This window comes from Stenotrophomonas sp. 05L44_2 (assembly GCF_056665995.1).
The window spans coordinates 1-2,756 of record NZ_JBFTNR010000657.1; the positions used below are offsets into that span (position 1 = coordinate 1).

At 62.3% G+C, this 2,756-nt stretch carries 3 protein-coding genes and 1 pseudogene; 1 reads left to right on the plus strand and 3 read right to left on the minus strand.

The genetic code is table 11. The annotated features are described in order from the left end of the window. Nucleotides 1-42 precede the first annotated feature (42 nt). The 3 genes and pseudogenes from AC1VAN_RS18860 to AC1VAN_RS18870 all read right to left on the minus strand — a co-directional run bounded on the left by AC1VAN_RS18860 (nt 43) and on the right by AC1VAN_RS18870 (nt 2,412). Nucleotides 43-1,177 (minus strand): annotated as a pseudogene (locus tag AC1VAN_RS18860) (XVIPCD domain-containing protein). 26 nt (nt 1,178-1,203) lie between these two features. Continuing rightward, nucleotides 1,204-2,067, minus strand: a complete 864-nt coding sequence (locus AC1VAN_RS18865) for a Smlt3025 familytype IV secretion system inhibitor (RefSeq protein ID WP_032976239.1) — start codon at nt 2,065-2,067, stop codon at nt 1,204-1,206. Nucleotides 2,068-2,196: 129 nt separating this feature from the next. Further along, entirely contained in the window at nt 2,197-2,412 is a 216-nt protein-coding gene (locus AC1VAN_RS18870) for a hypothetical protein (protein WP_032976240.1), read from the minus strand. 176 nt (nt 2,413-2,588) lie between these two features. Between AC1VAN_RS18870 and AC1VAN_RS18875 the strand changes: the two genes are divergently transcribed. Continuing rightward, the coding region (locus AC1VAN_RS18875; protein ID WP_480986443.1) for a helix-turn-helix domain-containing protein at nt 2,589-2,756 on the plus strand (168 nt) is incomplete at its 3' end.

Genomic DNA, 2,756 nt, shown 5'->3' on the forward strand with positions numbered 1-2,756 from the left:
GTGCGGGGGCAATGGGAATACCCCACTGCCCCTTGCTGTGCACTATGCCAGGCGCATTGCCGGATGCTCGCGCACCTGGTTGTCCAGTTCCTGCTGCTGACGCTGGGACTGGGCCTGTTGCCGTTCTGCACTGGCCAGCTCCAGACGCTGCAACGACTGCTCTACCGGCGTCTGCACGGCCACATCGGTGGGCATGGAAGCCCTCAGGTGTGCCGGGTCGTTCATCTCGCCCTGCACCACGAACACGTTGCGGCCCGCTGGGCTGTCCGCCGTCTGCGCGCTGAGCAGCACATGGTCGGCACGGTCCAGGTTGTTCTGCCGGGCYAGGACCATCACGCTGGCGGTCAGACGTTCACTGCTTTCATCCGGCGTGCGTCCTGCTCTGGCATCGATGCCGGCGACATGCCCGCTGACCTGCTGCAGCAGACTGTACTCGGCGTGGTCCGGGCCAATGTCTGCCAGACGGGTGGGTGTGCGCTTGAGATCCGGCAGGCCATCTGCCGATGCGGTAAGCGGACTGCGGGTGATGGTTCGGTACGGATCTTCCGGGTGGAACTGGGTGGCCTTCTGCTGCCGCTCCTTCATGGAACGTCAGCGTGCCGAGGTACTGGCTCCCCTTGCTCAATCCCATCTGGGTGATCGCATCGCGGCTGGTACTTCCCACCCGCGGGAGTCCGGCCCCATCGTTGTCGAGCATGTTGGTCCAGATCTGCTCCAGCTTCTGCGGGCCACTCTTTTCCAGTGCGGCCTGAAGGAGCACGCGGGGTGTCCAGCAATTGGGATCCAGGCGATGCTGCTCGAACGCACGGTCGTGCGCGGTCATCACATCCTTGCCGGGCAGGTTCAAGGCAAGATCCGGGCGCTGCTGCTGCGACCAGTACTGCCGCAACACGAGGTCCTGCTTGAGCAGACTCTGTCCGAAGGCTTCCCATTGCCGTTCACTCAACACCGCATTGGGGAAGCGTGAACCATCGTCGTGCTGCGTTCTCGCATGTTCCTGTGCGTAGCTGTTTGCCACCCGCCCGGGCAGGCTGTCGTTGCGCACAACGCCCAACGCCAGCGTTCCATAACCGTCTGCACCGGGAAGCTGCGAGAGATAGTTCCAGTAGAGCTCCCGGTTGCCCGAATCCGCATAGGCAGTGAGGATCCTGATGTCCTTCTGGGTCAGTCCACCCATGACTTACTCCTTGAATTGTCTTCGGATCACCTGGCCTTGGTGCGTGCCAAGGCATCCCGTACCGCGTCTTCCATGCGCTTCCAGTCCTTCAGGAATGCCCGCTTGTAGTTCAAGGTGATCGAGAGCTTGTTCTCGACATCCACGAAATAGTGCGTACATCCTGCCGCCACCGGGTCGTCGAGGTCGATGACCTGATCGCCTTCCAGGCGCACGCCATCACCCCGGAACGAGGTGGTCTCGCACTTTATGAATGTGGTGAGCTGACCATCTTCGTTGCGCGCAACATACCAGTCATCTTCATAGGCCGGGTTTCGAACAGGAGGCTTGCCGTAGCGGGCCTCGTAGTCCTTTGAATAGCGGGCCATCTTCTCTTCATCGATGGCATAAGGGACCAGCCCCAGCGTCGCTGGCCGGGCAATCCGCAGGTCCAGGCGTGCCCGTGGATCACCACGTTCCACCGATCCCTCCTCGGTGATGGCCTCGTTGGACGACAGTCGCGCAAGCGACGTTTCGATTGGAATCCTGTCGATGTAGTTCACCGCCACCGCGATCTCCTTGCGGAAATCATTGGTCCTCGGATTCGCCCGTGCGCCCGGCGCCGTCGGCTTCATGTCAGGCCATTCGATAACCAGCGTCACCCCCTCCCCCGGCCAAGGCGCAATCTGGCTGTCCAGATAATTGGCGGGGATGCGGAAGGTATTCGGCCCCAGCTTCACGTCCACGGGCGCGTCGGTGTAGGTGTGGCCGTTGAGGGTACGGCCGGTCTGCGTTGCGCCRGGCATGGCGGGATTCCTTTCGTGTTCGGTGGATGGCGGTCGTGCGCAGGCACTGGCGCTCACAGCGACGGCGATTGCGAGTGCCAGGCACCGGCCGGAGGACATCGGGTGCATCGGGCCATTCCATTGCGGGGTTTGGATCCACTATAGGCAAAGGCCGATCAACGGGACAGGAACGTCATCACTACCCGCCCACGATCAGAATTTTCCTACGCACCTCCATCGCCGTGCCAGTTGGCACCTTCACCGCCACTGCAGATCGACGTGGCACTGCGGGCAGGAGTGGTAGGCAGATGCCGGGCGGACCGCGAGTGCGCCCACAATGCCGATCAGTATCGACATGGCCAGCATCCCGGTGACGCCCATCAATAAGAAACCAACTGCACCGCCAAGCAGCGCCAGAAACGTGAAGGCCCACCCGGAGCTAGACCAATGCCCGCGGCCATTGCGGATGGCCATCGGTCCGCGGTATCCGCAGGCAAGGCAGATTGTCGATATTGTGCTGCCAGGCGGCGCTGGCCGCGAAGACGGCTTCATGCCCCACCCCCGCCTTACGATGCTACAAATAATGTAGCATACGGAATGGGGGTCGGTTGCCATCCTGTAGACCGTTACAGGATGCGCCCAGGCGGTTAATGTCCCCCACACCTCTCCGCGACCAGTTCACCAAGCGCCTCAAAGAAGCGCGCTTGGCGATGGGTATTTCCCAGCGTGAGCTGGGCCGGCGCATTGGCTTGTCTGAAGATGTGGTGTCCAGCCGGGTGACACGCTACGAGCAGGGCGCGTCGGAGCCGGACTTTGCC

Excerpts from the sequence above, each read along its gene's own strand:
- AC1VAN_RS18870 (WP_032976240.1), bottom strand. The coding sequence starts at position 2,412 with ATGGCCATCCGCAATGGCCGCGGGCATTGGTCTAGCTCCGGGTGGGCC.